This window comes from Paenibacillus sp. J22P277 (assembly GCF_059383675.1).
In genome coordinates, this window is record NZ_JBXENS010000002.1 from 421,668 (window position 1) to 437,431 (window position 15,764).

The following is a 15,764-nucleotide window of genomic DNA, read 5'->3' on the forward strand; positions in this document are numbered from 1 at the left end:
ACGTGAACCCCCGTTTCGAATATTGATCGTCTCATAATGCTTTTTCTCACATTGCTGGTTGCAAATTCAAGTCAACGCTGTAAGCCTCCGCTTCCTGGGCGGCGTACAGAATCAGCCCGATGCACCAGGAATGCGACAGCGTCAGCATCATGCCTTTCGGCTGGAAGCAATTCGTATTGTAGAATCGTTCGGTAACCATGCCTTTATACGCGTTGAAATCCCCGTCTTCCCTGGCGATAAACTGCAGGAAGCACGCGATATGGTCCCGGGTGCGGTCGAGGTAATAGGCGTCCTGCGTGTACTTCCACAGCCGCAGCATCTCCGGCACGCAAAACAATCCATAGTTATGCAGATGCTGATTGGACGTCGATGCCTGATCCGCGCCCCGCGAGCGATAATCGTATCGGGCAAGCAGCGTGCGCCGCGGGAATGCCAGGTTGTACGTCCAGCGGAACGTCATCATCCAGTCCGCCGCGCTCGACGCCAGCGCCAGCCAGCACGGATTGCGGTCGAATTCGTACAGATGCACGTATGCGGCGACCGCGTTATAAGCATCCTCGGAGGTCGGCGTAAGATGAACGTCCTCGGGCGCACCGTAGATGTATTCGTTCTTGACGAACGTCTCGTAATAGCCGCCGGCCAGAACCGCGGCATCCGAGAAGCGGGTTTCGCCGAAATAAGCCGCTCCCGCAAGCAGCGCCGGGATCCACAGCATGCCGCCGGCACCGTCCCATTCCTCGACCGCGCCGCTTATGCAGTTATAGTATGAGCCAAAGTTGCCGTCTTCCCGCTGACGGGAGGCGGCAAAATTCAAATTCGACCGCACCGCCGCTTCCCAATCGGGATGCGCCGCGCCGCGTTCCCGCTCGAAGGCGAGGGCGCGCGCCATGAACAGCGTCGCCTCTGCAATCGTGCGGGCCTGCAGCCAGTCGGATTTCGGATTCCATCCGGCGGTCCACCCTTTGCCGGCGACCCACGAAGCCCAGAAAACCCCGCTCGGCGAGACGCCGCCCGCGATCTTGTCCAGCACCGCCGTGCCGGCCTCGACATACGCCGCTATGTTATTCTTGCGGCCGTAGGCGAGCAGCGCATAGGCGTACGGTGCCCCGCTGACCCAGCCGACATGCATATGGGGACGGTCGCCCATCCCTTTCACGTTGTTATTGAACTCGCGGTCGAACGCCGCCGTCTCGTTCAGGATGCCCTCTTGCTTGTCGTAATGCCACGTGTACAAGCCGTAAGCGGTCAATTCGGCCGCTTCCTCCAAGCCCATCCAAGGATTGAGTGCATGCTCGTTCTCATGGAGCCGATACATCCGCCGGACGAACGGATCGTAGGCATGGGGATCGGGACCGGCGGCATAGACGTGCAGCTTCAGCGTGACCCGCCTCCCCGGCTCGAACCGGGCGCATGCGATATCCGACGGTTTCGGCAGCGGATCGCCGACGAACGTCACCGGCTCCTCGCGGTACGGAAAGTTCAGCCAGATCGACGTACCCGCCTCGTTCCCGCGGAAGCCGAGACCGGTCAGGCCAAGCTCCGACGTCTCGCCGGTGCAGAGCGCGCCGCATGCCCCATCGTTCCAGGCGAACACCGCCGGCAGCGCCGCGCGGTCCGAGCGGAACGACCAATAATCGGACACCATTTCTTCGTGGTCGCCACCCCGATAGTCGTACCGGGGATATTGGCGCAGATTCTTCTCGAACCGGTTTTCCTTATAGAACGCGCCCGGAATCATCCAGTCCGGCCGGCCCGGGCCGACCAGCTCGCAGCCGAACGTCAGCCCAAATTCGCCGGGCGCGGCTCCTGTGTAGACGACCGTCAGCGTAACGTCGTAGACGCCCTTGGCATCTGTTGCCGCCGTCCAAGCCGCCTCCGCCTCGAACAGCTCCGAGGCGCCCGACATCGCGAATCCGCCATTGCCGTCCGGAGCGATCTCCGCGATCGCGAGCTCGCCGATTTCCTTGCCTGCCGCGTCCCAGACGCCGAGCAGGCGGCCGAACCGCATGTACGCCTTCCCGCCTTCGCGCCCCGGCTCGAACACCCGAAGCGCGGGAACGCCGCCGCTTTGTTCCGTTGTACAACCCACAGGACGCCTCGCTCCTTTCGTATTGGCTTGGTTATACGTCCAACTTATATAGCTCGATCAGGTTGTCCCGGAAGATCCGGTCCGCGAACCGCATCGCGTCCCCTTCCTTCATCGCGCCTTCCGCGATTTTCTCGGCCAGCGTGTCGGCGATGATGCCGCGCGCGAGCTTCAGATGCGCGTACGTGCCTTCGACGTGGTTGTAGTCGCCGCCGAAGCCTTGGATTTTCGTCTGCGGGACCATTTCGATCATCTGATGCAGGATCTGCTTGGCCGCCGTCGGCGATATGATGTAAGTCCACGTAAAGTCGGTGTACACGTTCGGATAGTTCTTCGCGATGCTCAAGTAGGCGTCGTGATAAGGAAATCCGCAGTGCAGCAGCACGAATTTTGCGTCCCGGTATTCGGCCAACAGCGGGAGCAGCAGCGACGCGTTGGAATTCGGGATCAGGTTGCCGTTGCCCGATACGCTCGTCTCGTGATGCCCGGTATGAATTTGGATCGGCAGCTCGTACGCGGTGGAGCGTTGGATGATGAAATGAATGAGATAATCCTGCAGCGGCTCCGTTTCCGGCTGGGACAGGCCCTCCTCCAGCGTGCAGCCGAGCAGCCGGTTGAACGCGGCTTCGGCTTCTTGATAGGTCGGCTTCGCGCTTGCCAGCGATCGCCAGTACGCGTGCCCCAGCTTCGTCGCCACCATGCCGTCCTTTTTGTATCTATGCAATAAGGCGTCCACCGCGTCCAGGTAACCCGAGAACGTGTGCACGGTCATGCCCGCGCCCCGTTCGACGTCGTGGATATCCTTCCGATTTCGCAATTTATAAGTAAAGTCCATGAACATGATCGGCCGGAACAGGTCATACTCCAGCTTGGTCGTTTGAATTAACGTAAATGCCATGTCGATGCCCGATTTCTCGTACAACACCTCGTGATACCAGTTCGGATCATGCGTCGCCGCTTTCACCTTCTCGTTGACTTCCAGAATCCCGTTAACGCTCCAGTCGTTGAAATCGTACAAATCCCGCATCGCGCTTCGGAACATGCGCGCGTAGGTCGTGTTGTTCGTTCGTTCCCAGTAGTGCAAGAAAATTGCCGCCCGCTCTTCGTCGGTGCCTTTGCCGGCAAGCGCGCCGCGCGCCATGCCCGCCGTAACGAGATCGGAATCCAGATAATGCATCAGCGAGAAAAAGTCCTGGTTTTCTTTCTTGCGAATTTGCGGGGTCGCCAGATGTTCATGTCCGTCGATGATCCGAAGTTGATTTACGTATTCATGAATGCTGCTCATCGGGCCGTTTCTCCTTCCAAAAATGGGCGACTGCTTCCGTCTGGAAGCAGCCGCGCCTATTGCTGTCGCTTAATTCACGTCGATTTCGGGGAACGTGTTTTTCACTTCTTTCTTGAAGTCCTTCACGACGTCGTCGAAGCTCTTGTTGTTCGTGATGCCGTCGCCCGCGGATTTTCTCCATTTGCTGAGAATGTCCTCGCCGTATTTGTCGGGTTTGATCGCCGGCATTTGCTTGACGGTTTCGTAGTAAGGCTTCAAGATGTTCTGATCGCCGAAGAACGCGGATTTATACGTGTCGAGATTCGCCTCGTACACTTTGCCATTGCCCGGCATGTTGCCCGTTTTCTCCAGGTTGTGCTGCTGCCATTCCGTTCCGGCGATGTATGCGATGAATTCGTAGGCCAGGTCCTTGTTGTCGGATTTGTCGTAGATGCCGCGGTACGTGCCGCCGACGTAGAAGCCTTCCGGCGTTTTGGCCACGCCGAATTTGCCCTTCGCCTTGTCGTCCTTGTTGTCGATCATGAAGCCCGCCCAAGCCGGCATCGACGTCAATACGACGCTGCCGTCGTTCAGCGCGTTGCCCCAGCCCGCCGACATGAACGGAAGCTTGGCGTCCACGTTGTTTTGGCGGATTTGCTGCTGCGTGTCGTATACCGTTTGCCATTTCGGATCGATGGTCAGCTTGCCGTCCTTGACCCACGGCTGCGTGTTGTAGGCCTCGATGTCGAACAGGTCTCCGGCGTTTTGGATCAGATGCTCTTTGCCGCCGCTGTCCGCCGCGACTTTCTTGCCAAGCTCGACGATTTTATCCCAAGAACTCACCATGTCGCTGATTTGGTCCGGGTCGTCCGTGCCGAGGTATTTCTTGGCAATCTCCTTCTGATACCAGAAGCCGCCCGGCGAGGAGTGGTCGGAGATCGCGCGCAGCTTGCCGTCGGACGAACGTCCGAGCTCTTGCACGTAAGGAATGTAGTCCTTCACCAGATCGTCCCCGCCCATGGCGGACAGGTCGGTCAGGAATTTGGAATCGATGAATTTGCCGATGTAGCCGCGCTCCAGATCGAAAATATCCGGAACGTCCTTGCCGGATTGAAGCGCCGTCAGCAGCTTCGTCTGGTATTGGTCGCCCGGGAACATTTTGACGTCCACGGTCACGCCCGGGTTTTTGGCTTGGAATTGCTCGGCCATGTCCTTCACCTGATCGAAGAACGTCCAGATGACGAGCTTGCCCTTCAACTCCTGCGATCCGCCGTTCGATGCGCCGGCATTCGCCGCGCCGTTATTCGTCGCGCCGTTGCCAGCGGCGCCGTTCGCGTCTCCGGCCGCATTGCCGCCATTGTTGTTGTTGCCGCCGTTGCCGCAGCCGGCCAGCAAGCCGGCAGCCAGGACAACCGACGTCGTCATCGTCAGCCATTTTTTCGTTTTCAAAACCGATCTCCCCTTTGGTCATGGTTTTAATTGAAACGTTCGATTCCGGTCCGCGAAGCGCTTACATGAGTAATCCGATCGTCTTTGCCTCGCCCAGGCATCACCTCTTTCAATGAAAGTCGAATGAACCGGAAGCACGTTCAGCCTTTGACCGCGCCTGCCGCGACGCCGTCGATGATCCGCTTCGACATGAAGGAGAAGAAGACCAATACCGGGACGACCGCGATGACGATGCCGACGTACTGCGCGCCGAAATCCGAGGTGAACTGCGACTTCAAGCTCGCGATCATCACGGGCAGGGTCTGCAGGTTGTTGTCGAAAAGGATGATCATCGGCGTCAGGAAGTCGTTCCATTTGCCGATGAAGGCGAAGATGCCCAAGGTAGCGAGCGCCGGGCCCATGATCGGAAGCACGATCCGGTTGAAGATCTGCAGCTCTCCGTAGCCGTCCATCCGGCCGGATTCGATGATTTCCGTCGGCACCGAAGAGTCGGCGAACTGCCGCATCAGGAATATCCCGAAGGCATTGTGAATCGACGGTAGAATGAGCGGCCAGTACGTATTGAGCATGAGCAGCGAATCCATCAGCTTATAGAACCCGATAATGCCGAGCTGCCCCGGGATCATCATCGTGCCGAGCACGAACAGGAACAGCACGCCGCGGTACCTGAAGTCGTATTTCGAGAAGCCGTAGCCGGCCAGTGCCGCGAAATACACGTTCAGCAGCGTCGAAATGACCGTAATGAACACCGTATTTCCGAATCCGCGCCAGATGTTGACCGTATCCTTCAGCCGGTTGTAGTTGTCGAGGAATTGATTGCCGGGCAGCAGCAGCAGCTTCCGGGCAATGTCCGAATTCGTATGCGTCGAGGTGATGATCATGCTGTAGAACGGGATCAAGCAAGTAGCCGCCACTACGATAAGAAACACGTACAGGATCCCTCTGGAAATGACTTTGGCCATGCGTTTCGCCTCCTATTCCTTCAGCCTTGAGGCTCGGGCGGTAATTGCCGTGAAAAACATAACGACGATGAAAATGCCGTACGCGACCGCTGCGCCGTAACTGTAGTCGAAATTTTTGAACGCCGTCTCGTACAGGTACATCACCATCGTCCGCGAGGTATTGCCCGGCCCGTCGCCGAGCATGAGCGGCGCGTCGAACAGCTGCAGGCCGCCGATGACGGAGGTGATGAACACGAACAGGAAGACCGGCCGCAGCAGCGGCAGCGTGATATTGAGCGCCGTTTGCTTCTTCGTCGCGCCGTCCATCTCCGCCGCTTCGTATACCTCGTTCGGAATCGACTGCAGGCCGGCGATGAAGACGATCATGTTGAAGCCGAAATACTGCCAGCAGATGACCGCCGAAGCGATGATTCGCGACCACCACGGATTGTTGAACCAATTGATCGGATCGTGGACGAGGCCGAGGTTCGTCAGCAGCTTGTTGATGCTGCCCGTCTGCCAGTCGAACATGAGGCTAAAGATGACGCCGAGCGTGACCGGCGTAATGATATGCGGGAAGAAATAGACCGCCCGGAAAAAATGCTTGCCCCGGATGAACTTTTCGTTCAGGATCAGCGCCAGCAGCAGCGCGACGACGAGCTGCGGCGCGTTCGAGAACACCCAGATGATCAGCGTGTTCCAGATCGTCTGGTAGAAGAAGCTGTCGTGCAGCAGCCGCGTATAGTTCGCGACGCCGACGTAGACGGGATCGTTGAAGCCGTCCCATTTCATGAAACTTAAGTACAAGGTATACAGAATCGGCGCCAAACCGAACACGGCAAACCCGATGAAGAAAGGCGCTATGAAGAAGTAGCCGTAATGCGATTTGTTGACCTTCGAGCCCATCCGCCCTCACCTCTTTCTATAATTTTCCGCAGGAATCGCGAATGATGAGTCTTGGCTTTAACAGATAGTGGTCATCGGGGTCGCCGTTCTCGGCGCCTTCGATCTTTTGGAACAAGCCTTGTGCCGCTTTCATGCCGATCTCCTGGAACGGCTGCCGGACGGTCGTCAGCGACGGGTAGACCCATTCGGAGATCGTGATGTCGTCGTAGCCGACGATCGACATCTGCTTGGGCACGTTCAAGCCGTGCTCCTGCGTGGCGCGCAGCGCCCCGATCGCGGTCTCGTCGTTCGAGGCGACGACGGCCGTGAAGCCGTCCGCTTGAAGCAGCTTCTTCATCGCCTGATACCCTCCCTGATTGCTCCAGTCGGACTGCACGACCCATCCGGGATTGTACGTCAAGCCGAGCGTTTCCATCGCCGAGAGATAGCCCTTGAACCGGTACTTGTTGGCCGCGGCATGGTCCGGGCCCGCGATATAGGCGATATCGCGATGACCGAGTCCGTGCAAATATTCGACGATCTCGTATACGCCTGCGGCGTTGTCCACGTCGACGGAGAAGATATCGTCCATCTCGCCATGATCGCCGACCAGCGCGATGGGATAGCTGGAATCCCGAATCTGCTCGAGATCTTCCCGGCCCCGCTTCTGGAAGCTCACGAGGATGACGCCGTCCACTTGGCCTTCGTACAGCAGGTTCAGAAACGAGATCTCGTCCTCGTAGTTGGAGGTCCAGCTGAGGAAGATGCAATTGTAGCCCTTCATGTTGGCCACGTTCTCGATGCCGCGAATGATGCCCGAGTAGAAAATGTTGGAAATATTATCGACGACCACGGCGATGATGTTGGTGCGGTCGAGGACCAGTCTGCGCGCATTGGCGTTGCGGTGGAAGTTAAGATCCTTGATCGCTTTTTCCAGCGCGTTCTGCGTCGCTTTTTTTACCTGTTGCCCGTTCAAATACCGGGATACGGTGCTCTTGGATGTCCCCGCCAACCGGGCTACGTCGTGAATTGTCGGCCCCACGTTCGATCACTCTTTTCTGTTATCGTTTCCCATGCGCGATGCAAACTTTCCAGTAGATTTGGGAACGTTCCCATTTTACCAAAAAGCGATGATGCAACGAAACAGTTATTCTCGGGAACGCTCCCAATAAGACTCAAACCTTCCTGCGTGCGAGCAAGTCATTCTCCATTTTGGGAACGTTCCCAAAATGGAGAAAAGCCCATTCCCGCTTTCCCTTTGCCTGACACGATCCCTCGCTTTCATCTCCGTTCGGAAGATGGTTGAACTTTGGGAACGTTCCAATTTTAAAGCGCTATAAATTCGATGTGTTTAGAATAGCGCTTACTGCAAACGGTGTCAACCCTCGATTTACAATTCATTCGATTCCCATTTCCTGCCTTGAGACAGCAAAAAACGCAGCTTCCGAAAGCTCCGGAAACCGCGCCGTTATTAGAGTAAATGGTGCTGGTGAAGGGAATTGAACCCCCGCTTCACCTGTGCTGCCAAACATGCAGGAAGCTGTATTACAGGGGATAGGGATTTCTATAACAGGCAACAAGCAAGACGGAGTGTAAGCATTAGATTTGGTCTAAATAATAAAATCAGCGTGAGCCTTAGACGAGAAAAATAAAGTCTTAGACTGACGCTGTTTTATTAAGCTAACGTACCCGTTTGTTCAACGGAGACAGCCGATCGTAATGACCCGCTGGCTCCTCGAAGGTGAGCTTTATTCGGACAATATTGTTTTTTCACAACACTCTCTTATCATTTCGTAAAAAGTCTATAAATGGCCGCGCGTGGCTATACTGGGGGGTACAATATGCCAAAATAAAAGGAGCGAAAAAATGGGTATTCTGAATGATGGGAATCCGAAAGACCAACCGCTGCATTACGGCGAAATCTTTCATATTTGGATCTATTCGGCAAAGAAGAAATCGACCATTTCCACCTATCAGCTCTACCTGTCGCACGCAGGCGATAACGATTTGAAGCGGTTATTGAACAATCTCGTTCAACAGGCGCGGCAAGCCGCAGAAGAATGCGACGAACTACTCGTCCATAATGGCATAATGCCCCCGCCTTCCCTACCGGAGCGCCCGTCGGTAAGCCTGGAGGAAATTCCAGCCGGCGCCCGTTTCTCAGATGTAGAAATCGCGGTCGCAGTTGGCGAAAATCTGGCTGCCGGTCTGGTAGCTTGCAGTCAAATTACCGGGAGTTCGATCCGCATCGACGTCGGCTTGTTGTTTTCGAAGTACTACGCCCTCCATCTTGCATCGTCTGCAGTCGCACTGGGAATAAGCAAAGAGAAGGGCTGGCTCGTTCCTCCTCCGCTTCAGATACGTCGGCCGGAACACTAACCATGAAGCAATGCGAATAACGAAAATATGGACAGCCCGTCACTCCACGGACTGCCCTCTGTTTGTGCAGCGTTAAACGCCTACGGCTTCCGGACGCTTGATTTGAAGCGGCGGCGGTATCAGCCACCCTTTCTCTTTGCTCAGATGCAGAATTGTTACGCCGAGAGCGGCTTTGGTCACATGATATTTGCCGAATAAGGCGCCGACGTCCTCGCGAATCGACAGCCCCATCACCGTGCTGGCGGCAACTAGGCCGGCGGCCAGATCTGCCGATAAACCAGCCGCAATCTCCAGATCGGCGAATCTTGCTCCAACCGGAATCTCCTCCAGCTTCGCTTCCGGGCGTTCCGGCGGCTTAGGAGTCGGCGTAATGCCGTTGGCGATCAAAATCTCGTCCAACTCACTGATTTCCAATTGTGCTTGTCGAATGCCGTCTTCCAAGATCGCGCGGAGATCCTTATCTCCCGTGTGGAATTTTAGCGCGCTGTAAGAGGAAACGAAGCCTTTTGCCATCGTCGATGCCTGCCAAATTGCGAAAATCTCGCCGTAATGCAATGGTTCGTCTTTTGGATTACCACTTAAAACACCCATGCTGTGATCGCTCCTTCAAAGGAATTGTGTCGTGCCCGGATCGCAGCCGAGAACATTTATAATATAACCAGGGAAAGCGCGGCTATCCTGCAGCAGAACCTTGAAATAATAGGCATGCATATACATCCTCATCGCAACGAAATAGGCTGTAATCAAAATTCCGACGCACCACGCCAGAGCGACCCATATGTCATTGCCCACCGGCTGATCTTGATAATAGTGCACGGATGGCTTCTACGATCGAGGTCACCGGCTGGTTCTCGGCAAAGCAGGTCGGATGTAATTTTATTCTCGCTCACATGATTAATAGATTACTTTGCCTAAAAGCCTGCCATAAGTTCTTGTCCCTTCAACGTTTCATTGCCAGCCAGTCTCGGCGACTATTAGCGGTCTGCTGCTGTTTTATTTTGGAAAAGATAAAATCAGATCATCTGTTGAGTTAAAGTCATTTTGATAACTAAGCGCGATCATGTTCCCGGTTTCGGCTTCTCATACCGGCTAAGCCGAGTAGACCTAACAGACCGAGCCACCCCCAGTCAAAACCGTTGTCGTCATTCCCTGCCAAATTACGTGCCCGATATGTGCCATTATTGTTGTTGCCCGTCTTCGTCTCATAGCTATTCGTATTTTAAACTATTCTGCCCGTTCGTATTATGAGGTCACCAGAACTTACTGGTCGACCTCTTTTTGCGTGGTCGTAAGATTGCGGTGGCCGGGGATCGAACGTTTCTGCCCGTGGGACTCCGATCCCGAGAGCTATTCCGTTCATCCCCCCTACTTGTTAAACCATGATTAGGCTAGTTGGGGCATGACCTCGAATCACATGCGATAATGTGGACGACAAGAAGGTCAGGGGTTGCCGGCGAATATAAAACAAGGAGTGGTTACATGAATCCTGTCATTGGACTGGATGTCTCCAAAGGAGAAAGTCATGCTCAAGCATTTATTAATCGAGGAATTCCGCACGGAAAAATCTTTCGATTTGAACATAATCTCGAGGGGCTGGCCTCTTTCATAGACTATGTACAGGATCTCGAATCCTTTACCGGACTACCTCCGACAGTAGTCTTAGAAGCAACTGGGGCACTACCATAGCCCTGTGATTCAGTTTCTAGATGAGCATCAATACTTGTACATTGTCATCAATCCATTGATCTCCCCTCAGGCCAAAAAAACCAACTTACGCAAGGTGAAAACGGATATCGCTGACGCATACGAACTAGGGGAATTGTTCTACAAAGAAGAGTTGGAGCCGCACAAAAAACGAGGACATTTCATGATGAATCTGCGCTATCTAACCAGGCAGCATGATGCTCTGACGGATATGTATGTGCAAGCGAAGCTGCAGTTTCAGGCAGTCCTCGATCAAGTATTTCCGGAATAGCTCAATGAAGTACCGGAATTTCGCTTTAGCGAAGTAAAGGGTAGATAAATGGTAGATGAAACTAAAAGACGCGGTTTCCGATACTTCCGGAAACCGCGTCGTTATGGGAGTAAATGGTGCTGGTGAAGGGAATTGAACCCCCGGCCTACGCATTACGAGTGCGTTTTGGCTTCGTTATTACTTCGTAGCCTAGACGCAGCCTATTACGGACATTCAAACGTGGACCTACGGATTCCTCGGAGCCCTACGATGTGTTAAATTACAACGCGATTATATCGTATGCCGGAGGGACAAGTCAACGTAGGTTACCACCGGGCCGGCCGCCGTATCGCGTTTATACTGTGCGGCCCTTTCCGCATTACGAATCTTCGCGTTACGGTCGACGAAGTTATTTTCGTAGCCGGACCGTCGCCGCCGTTTGGGCACCGCATAATTGTGGCCGTCCGTGCCCGTTTCCTCGGCCGCCTTCAATCCGGTCTCGCGGTCGCGCCGAAGTTCGAGTTGCCATTCGGACATGAACGGATATTCCGTCCGCGTCACCTTATCTGGATGCGTGTCCGTTAGCTCTTCGTCGAGGATCGCGTCCGTTAGCCGGTCGATGAGCGCCGTATCGAGCGATATCGGAGACGGCCGCTGCCCCTTGTAGCCGCGCTCAGCCCAACGTTCGAGTAATTCCTGATTAACTTCGGCGTGGGCTTTGACGTAATCGTCCGCGATGCGGCTGACGAGTTCCATACGCTGCGTCCGGTCGGCCAAGTCGTACGTAAACCTTTCGTAGTAGAAACGTAAAAGTTCGTCCGACTTTCGTTCCTTATTGCCGCGTTCGACTTGCGAGATTAAAGCCGCGAATTTTTCAACGTATGTCAACGCCTGCATTAATCCGCCACCTCCGTCTGCTCGTCCGGTTCCAACTGGACCTCAACGTCGCCGTATTCCCAACGTTGATAAACCGCACAGATGCGTTCGGCTGCCCCGTCGATGAACGCCTTGACGCCTTGCTTCGTACAGCTCATAACGGAGCCGGCCGTCTCTAACGTGGTATCGAGTCCGTAAACGAGCGCGATTGCTTCCGCTTGGCGGTCGGTTAGGTCGGCGCTTTCGATTGCGGAGTGGAGATCGATGATAATGTCGGATGCGGCCGTATCGCCTTTAAAGCGGCGGTTTGCTATACGGTGACGATCGCGGAGCAGCGATTTAACGCCGGCCGCGTCGTTGAGTGCGTATTTTACCGTGTAATTGCGTGCGTCTTTCGCGATGTCTACTTTACATGCGCCCATTAGGCGGCCCCCCTTTTTAATAATTCCAGTCTGTTTCCCCTGCCCACCACGATAAAACTGGCTCTGCTTTATCACTGCCAAGTCGCGTAATCAAACGCCTTCCTATTGCGCTGATTACATTGACTGTTACGGCATTGCCCGCTTGCTTATAACGTTGAGTATCTGAGATGCCGACTGAAGCAACATTGGCGTGCTGCTCGTCGGTGAAACCTTGAAGGCGCCAGCACTCGAGGGGAGTAAGCTTTCGAATACCGCTCGGCGAGTTAATCAAATCCATACCTCGTGCAACTTTATGCATACTTGCAAAAAGTGTTCGCGCAACGCCTTCGTAGTCTGGAGAATGCATGGTGCTGCGAAAACCCTTACCGTCATTAAGAAGTCGTGAAACGGATGATTTGCTGACAGCGTACCGTTCGTCTACTTCTGAATCAAGCACGTCTCTTAGCCGCGTATTCACCGTATCATTCGTCGGCCAATCGAAGTTAAAGGTTCGCACGCCAAGCATTTGAATCCGCCGTTTTGCCTTCGCAACGACATCGTTTCCTCTAATGCTCCAATCCTCGTGCTCTGCGTCACGGTCGCACACGATGAATATCCGCTCACGATTCTGCGGAACTCCGAAATGCTTCGAATTCAGAACGCGGAAATCGATCGCGTAACCGATATCGTTCAAAACGGACGCCATCACTTCGAGCGTATGGCCGCCATCATGCGATAGGAGACCTTTTACGTTTTCGAGTAGCATCAAACGCGGCTGCTTTGCGGCGGCGATCCGTGCTATCTCAAAGAACAACGTACCGCGCGCATCCTCGAAGCCCTTACGCTGACCTGCGACGCTAAACGCCTGGCACGGGAAGCCGCCGACGAGTACGTCATGGTCCGGTATTGAAGACGCGTCGATCTTCGTAATGTCGCCGTGCAGTTCCGGAGCTCCGTTATGGAGCGCTTTGTACGCTTTGGTCGCGAACGGGTCGATCTCACTTGCGAATATGCATTCTCCGCCAAGCGGATCAATCGCGCTCCTAAACCCGCCAATGCCCGCGAATAATTCGATATATTTAAACGTCAATTAAGCACCGTCCCTTCTATTGCTTGTCTCCGTCCAAATTGCGTATAATAACGTATATAAGCGCATACAGAACGGAGGTTATTACGTGATCACTCCATTTTCCAACGTGACGAACCGGGCCGGCCTGCATACGATAACGGTCGACCGCCAAGGCCGCCTGTGCCTATCCGCCAACCTACGCCGCGAACTCGAAGCGACCGGAGCTATATCGCTTTACGTCGGCTACGATAAGGTGAATAAGCGGATTGCGCTCGCCAAACCTAACATCGTCCGCCTTACGAATACGATTCCGTATAAGTTCGATAAGCGCGGCTACGTCATGGCGCGTAACTTTCTGAAGGCGAACGCAATTCCGTTTGACCAGGCGGCGCAGTACCTTTATGACGGTAAGGAAGAAGGATGGCTGACGTTTAGGCTCGCGGGCTACGATGCGCCGGATCAGCCGAACAACTAACGAAGCGGACGCGTAATTTCCTATGTTACGCGTCTTTTTCGTCTTCGTTCTCCCACGGAACCGCCGTATCCCATTCCGCGCCGGTCAGTCCGGCAACGTATCCGCCCGCATAGCCCGCCGCGTACGCCTGACGGTAAATCTCTTCGAGCTGCTCACGTAGCGTCCGCGTTTCCATCCGCCAACCTCCGTATAATCTCGTCAACCTTCGCGTACAGTTCCGCTAATGAACCGCTATTCTCCACTTCGTAATCGACTACGAAGCTGTCTACATGGCTCTCCGTCTCGTGCGTCAGGTCGGCGAGCCGAAACGTATCGGACGATTCAATCGCGCGCTGAATGCGGAGGGCAGACGGTGCTTTAACGCGGATGATGACGTAACCTTCCGAGCGACAGCGGTCGTATTCGTTCGGCTGGCGGAGGTCGGTGATTACTACGCGGACTGGGCGCCAAGCGTGCGCGTTCCACGGAGCCTCGTAGTACGCCTCATCTGACGCAATCTTTACGTTGATCCTACGAAAGCAATCGTTAACCCATACGTTTTCATCGAACGCACGCAACGATTGGCCAACGCCTTGTAATAGCGCCCGCGGCTTCGTGCTTCCGCGCATTTGATCCGGGTAGATCTGGCGGCAGATTTCACGGATGCCATCACCGAACGCGAATCGCGTGTAACCGTAATTCGCTACGAGGTGATCCGCGACCGTGTCTTTGCCGCTGCGGAGATGGCCGGTTAGCGCGATGTTCACGCGACCACCTCCTCGTCTACGTCCGTACGGCTATCGTCGATTACTACGAAGGACCCTCGCGCAGACCATACTCCGCTGCCGTCAAAGCTGTCCGAAACTAGAAACGGATAATCGTCGCTATCGTCTTTTTCGGCAACAACTCCGGTTTCGCCGTCTTTCATAAAATGCATTCCGATATTCGTAGCGCGCGTATCTACGATTTTCACTCGATCCCCAACGCGAGCCTTCGTAGGCTGCGGCACCTTTACGTATTCGGCCGGCACGTCCAGTCCGAGCGCCCGGCGGAGTGCAATCGCCTTACCGATGTGAACGTTGAATACGTCGTCCGGCGCACACTTGGCGATGCCGCGGTTATCAACGTTGAAGCCACCGTACTCATGGACGTATCGGAGGGCGACTACTGTCCGTTTCTCGCGGTTAACTACGAAGTCTACATATGACGTAGGTACTTTCGTATATTTAGCAGTCAACTCCGCCACGTCACGCTTCGCCCGCTCTACGATCGAATCCCGCGTAACGAACGAAGGCAGCCGATCTTCAACGGTCCCAGACGCAACCTGTACGTAGCTGGCCGGCCGCTTAACGATGACCAGCGGATCGGCCGCTTCGAGTTCGTCAAGCCGGCGCTCCGCTTCCGTAGCCCGACGCGTGAGGACCGCCACGGCTTCGGTGAGGCCGTCGAGTGTACGTTGGATTGGGGCGGGAATAGGCGTAGCTGCGGTCGTATCGGCCGGTTCAAGTACGGCATACTCTGCGTGACTCATCGCCCACTTCCAATCCGCGTCAATATCGAAACCTACGCCGCTATCGTCGTGGAAGAATTTCGTTACGGTGAACGATTGCCCGATTTTAATGCGGTAGTCTTCGCCTTTTACGCTAACAATTCGTTCCCCTACGCGCGCCTTCCGCTCGACCATCCGATAACGGGCTCCGTCGATACGTACGATGTCGGTCGGTTCGAGGACAACGTATTCAGACGGACATTGCGCCTTTCCATAAAACACGTACCCAATGACTCGCGCCTCCTCTGCCGCACCAACGTCACCTTCGGAATCGACTCGCGTAACCGTTAGTACTTTGCCGGCCAATGCGTAGTCGCCCGTGTGAACGTGCCTCCCCGGTTGATAATTCGTAACTTTAATCCGTTCCCCAACACGCGCCTTACGCTTAACCTCCGTGTATTCCCGTTCAATACCGCCAAGTTTAGCGTCAGCTATTACCGTTACGTTACTCATTTAA

At 54.9% G+C, this 15,764-nt stretch carries 15 protein-coding genes and 3 pseudogenes; 3 read left to right on the forward strand and 15 right to left on the reverse strand.

Features of this window, described 5'->3' with window-relative positions; translation table 11 throughout:
- Window positions 1-46: 46 nt before the first annotated feature.
- The 6 genes from AC50YL_RS06515 to AC50YL_RS06540 all read right to left on the reverse strand — a co-directional run bounded on the left by AC50YL_RS06515 (window position 47) and on the right by AC50YL_RS06540 (window position 7,667).
- The gene (locus tag AC50YL_RS06515; RefSeq protein WP_494830337.1) at window positions 47-2,089 is read right to left on the reverse strand and encodes a hypothetical protein; all 2,043 of its coding nucleotides are present in this window, start codon (window positions 2,087-2,089) and stop codon (window positions 47-49) included.
- Window positions 2,090-2,120: 31 nt separating this feature from the next.
- Window positions 2,121-3,371 carry an amidohydrolase family protein gene (locus tag AC50YL_RS06520; protein ID WP_494830339.1) on the reverse strand — a complete coding sequence of 417 codons (1,251 nt, stop codon included), beginning with the start codon at window positions 3,369-3,371 and terminating at the stop codon, window positions 2,121-2,123.
- A 69-nt stretch (window positions 3,372-3,440) separates the two neighbouring features.
- The gene (locus tag AC50YL_RS06525; RefSeq protein WP_494830341.1) at window positions 3,441-4,799 is read right to left on the reverse strand and encodes an ABC transporter substrate-binding protein; all 1,359 of its coding nucleotides are present in this window, start codon (window positions 4,797-4,799) and stop codon (window positions 3,441-3,443) included.
- Window positions 4,800-4,939: 140 nt separating this feature from the next.
- Window positions 4,940-5,761: a carbohydrate ABC transporter permease gene (locus tag AC50YL_RS06530; protein WP_494830343.1), complete on the reverse strand. Its 822-nt coding sequence runs from the start codon at window positions 5,759-5,761 to the stop codon at window positions 4,940-4,942.
- 12 nt (window positions 5,762-5,773) lie between these two features.
- The gene (locus AC50YL_RS06535) at window positions 5,774-6,646 is read right to left on the reverse strand and encodes a carbohydrate ABC transporter permease (protein WP_494830345.1); all 873 of its coding nucleotides are present in this window, start codon (window positions 6,644-6,646) and stop codon (window positions 5,774-5,776) included.
- Window positions 6,647-6,662: 16 nt separating this feature from the next.
- Entirely contained in the window at window positions 6,663-7,667 is a 1,005-nt protein-coding gene (locus AC50YL_RS06540) for a LacI family DNA-binding transcriptional regulator (protein ID WP_494830347.1), read from the reverse strand.
- A gap of 824 nt (window positions 7,668-8,491) precedes the next feature.
- Here AC50YL_RS06540 and AC50YL_RS06545 point away from each other — a divergent pair.
- Window positions 8,492-9,004, forward strand: coding sequence for a DUF3231 family protein (locus tag AC50YL_RS06545; RefSeq protein WP_494830349.1), 513 nt, complete (start codon window positions 8,492-8,494; stop codon window positions 9,002-9,004).
- Between the two features lie 72 nt (window positions 9,005-9,076).
- On the opposite strand, the gene AC50YL_RS06550 is transcribed toward AC50YL_RS06545, so the two are convergent.
- From AC50YL_RS06550 to AC50YL_RS06560, 3 genes and pseudogenes are all read right to left on the reverse strand, one after another.
- Complete coding sequence (locus tag AC50YL_RS06550) at window positions 9,077-9,595, reverse strand: DUF3231 family protein (protein ID WP_494830350.1); 519 nt, start codon at window positions 9,593-9,595, stop codon at window positions 9,077-9,079.
- 120 nt (window positions 9,596-9,715) lie between these two features.
- Window positions 9,716-9,863 (reverse strand): annotated as a pseudogene (locus AC50YL_RS06555) (ABC transporter permease); the annotation flags it as partial.
- Between the two features lie 189 nt (window positions 9,864-10,052).
- Window positions 10,053-10,190: pseudogene (locus AC50YL_RS06560) on the reverse strand (WGxxGxxG family protein); the annotation flags it as partial.
- A 293-nt stretch (window positions 10,191-10,483) separates the two neighbouring features.
- On the opposite strand from AC50YL_RS06560, the pseudogene AC50YL_RS06565 reads away from it, so the two are divergent.
- A pseudogene (locus AC50YL_RS06565) lies at window positions 10,484-10,976 on the forward strand (IS110 family transposase); the annotation flags it as partial.
- A 273-nt stretch (window positions 10,977-11,249) separates the two neighbouring features.
- Here the strand turns inward: AC50YL_RS06565 and AC50YL_RS06570 are convergent.
- Genes AC50YL_RS06570 through dcm form a run of 3 tightly spaced genes read right to left on the reverse strand, consistent with a single transcriptional unit; the run spans window position 11,250 to window position 13,325 of the window.
- On the reverse strand, window positions 11,250-11,855 hold the full coding sequence (locus AC50YL_RS06570; RefSeq protein ID WP_494830351.1) for a hypothetical protein: 606 nt from the start codon (window positions 11,853-11,855) through the stop codon (window positions 11,250-11,252).
- Window positions 11,855-12,256, reverse strand: coding sequence for a sigma factor-like helix-turn-helix DNA-binding protein (locus AC50YL_RS06575; RefSeq protein ID WP_494830352.1), 402 nt, complete (start codon window positions 12,254-12,256; stop codon window positions 11,855-11,857). The genes AC50YL_RS06570 and AC50YL_RS06575 overlap by 1 nt, the downstream gene beginning before the upstream one ends.
- 16 nt (window positions 12,257-12,272) lie before the next feature.
- Entirely contained in the window at window positions 12,273-13,325 is a 1,053-nt protein-coding gene (gene dcm, locus AC50YL_RS06580) for a DNA (cytosine-5-)-methyltransferase (protein WP_494830354.1), read from the reverse strand.
- An 85-nt stretch (window positions 13,326-13,410) separates the two neighbouring features.
- Here dcm and AC50YL_RS06585 point away from each other — a divergent pair, with 85 nt between their 5' ends.
- Entirely contained in the window at window positions 13,411-13,779 is a 369-nt protein-coding gene (locus AC50YL_RS06585; protein WP_494830355.1) for a hypothetical protein, read from the forward strand.
- A 25-nt stretch (window positions 13,780-13,804) separates the two neighbouring features.
- Here the strand turns inward: AC50YL_RS06585 and AC50YL_RS06590 are convergent, their stop codons facing one another.
- From AC50YL_RS06590 to AC50YL_RS06600, 3 genes are read right to left on the reverse strand one after another with little or no spacing between them, the layout of a single operon-like run.
- On the reverse strand, window positions 13,805-13,954 hold the full coding sequence (locus AC50YL_RS06590; protein WP_494830357.1) for a hypothetical protein: 150 nt from the start codon (window positions 13,952-13,954) through the stop codon (window positions 13,805-13,807).
- Window positions 13,932-14,525 (reverse strand): nucleoside/nucleotide kinase family protein, encoded by a 594-nt coding sequence (locus AC50YL_RS06595; protein WP_494830358.1) that lies wholly within the window; start codon window positions 14,523-14,525, stop codon window positions 13,932-13,934. Before AC50YL_RS06595 ends, AC50YL_RS06590 begins: the two co-directional genes overlap by 23 nt.
- A complete protein-coding gene (locus AC50YL_RS06600; protein ID WP_494830360.1) occupies window positions 14,522-15,760 on the reverse strand; it encodes a hypothetical protein in 1,239 nt (412 codons plus the stop codon). The genes AC50YL_RS06595 and AC50YL_RS06600 overlap by 4 nt, the downstream gene beginning before the upstream one ends.
- Window positions 15,761-15,764 lie beyond the last annotated feature (4 nt).

Coding starts and splice junctions, on each gene's coding strand:
- AC50YL_RS06520 (WP_494830339.1), bottom strand. CDS start 3,371: ATGAGCAGCATTCATGAATACGTAAATCAACTTCGGATCATCGACGGA.
- AC50YL_RS06575 (WP_494830352.1), bottom strand. CDS start 12,256: ATGGGCGCATGTAAAGTAGACATCGCGAAAGACGCACGCAATTACACG.
- AC50YL_RS06590 (WP_494830357.1), bottom strand. CDS start 13,954: ATGGAAACGCGGACGCTACGTGAGCAGCTCGAAGAGATTTACCGTCAG.
- AC50YL_RS06545 (WP_494830349.1), top strand. CDS start 8,492: ATGGGTATTCTGAATGATGGGAATCCGAAAGACCAACCGCTGCATTAC.
- AC50YL_RS06600 (WP_494830360.1), bottom strand. CDS start 15,760: ATGAGTAACGTAACGGTAATAGCTGACGCTAAACTTGGCGGTATTGAA.
- AC50YL_RS06570 (WP_494830351.1), bottom strand. CDS start 11,855: ATGCAGGCGTTGACATACGTTGAAAAATTCGCGGCTTTAATCTCGCAA.
- AC50YL_RS06535 (WP_494830345.1), bottom strand. CDS start 6,646: ATGGGCTCGAAGGTCAACAAATCGCATTACGGCTACTTCTTCATAGCG.
- AC50YL_RS06530 (WP_494830343.1), bottom strand. CDS start 5,761: ATGGCCAAAGTCATTTCCAGAGGGATCCTGTACGTGTTTCTTATCGTA.
- AC50YL_RS06550 (WP_494830350.1), bottom strand. CDS start 9,595: ATGGGTGTTTTAAGTGGTAATCCAAAAGACGAACCATTGCATTACGGC.